Below are 768 nucleotides of genomic sequence, written 5' to 3'. Positions count from 1 at the left end.
GCTGAGTCTGAGCAAGCATCGGACATTAGTGCAACACCACAAGCTGAAGTCATTAGTGATGAATCGTTAGATTCGGAAGTGATTCAAGACAGTGCAGACGTTAAGCCAGAAAATAATGAAGCCTTTAATCGTGATGACTTTATCGATGATTTGTTCGGTGTCGCACCGGCAACAGATGCTTTACTTGATGACTCGCTAGAAACAACAGACGAAGCATTGATTGATGAGTTAATGACTTCTGATGACAATGATTTATTGCCAGCGACAGAAGAGCCTGTTGAGTCATTAATTGAAAATGCGGTTGAACCAGAGCAAGCGTCTCTTTCAGACAGCAACGAAGTGTCAGCGGAAAAAATAGTATCCGCTGAAGAAACCGCATCATCGGTTGAAGATGATGAACTGGATATCGACTCACTGCTCTCTGAGAATTCTGATTTTGACAAACCAGTTTTTGAAGAGCGAGTTCAAGAAGAAACTGTACAACAAGAAGCAGAACCAGAGCCGAAAGAAGCCGACGCCCAAGAACAGCGTGAAGACATCGCTGCTAGTTATGAAGAGCAAGTATCGCCATCGTCTTTAAATGATCTCTCTGAAGATGATGAAGAGACGGTTGAAGACTGGTTAGCCGAAGCTATAGACGATGTAGAGTCGCCTGCGAATGTTGCCTCTGATTTTGACTTTGAACCGAAAATCCAAGGTAGCGATCAGTTTGAAGATGTCGTTGAATCCTTGCCAGAGCCAGAGCCAGAGCCAGAGCCAGAGCCAGAG

General features: G+C 44.5%; 1 pseudogene. It reads left to right on the top strand.

Features of this window, described 5'->3' with window-relative positions:
- Positions 1-768, top strand: a pseudogene (locus tag AB4496_RS27055) (ATPase); the annotation flags it as partial.

The organism is Vibrio sp. 10N.222.46.A1, from assembly GCF_041473595.1.
GTDB classification, from domain to species: Bacteria; Pseudomonadota; Gammaproteobacteria; order Enterobacterales; family Vibrionaceae; genus Vibrio; species Vibrio tasmaniensis_A.
The sequence above is the reverse complement of the archived record's forward strand: the minus strand, read 5'-3'. Positions and strand labels throughout refer to the sequence as shown.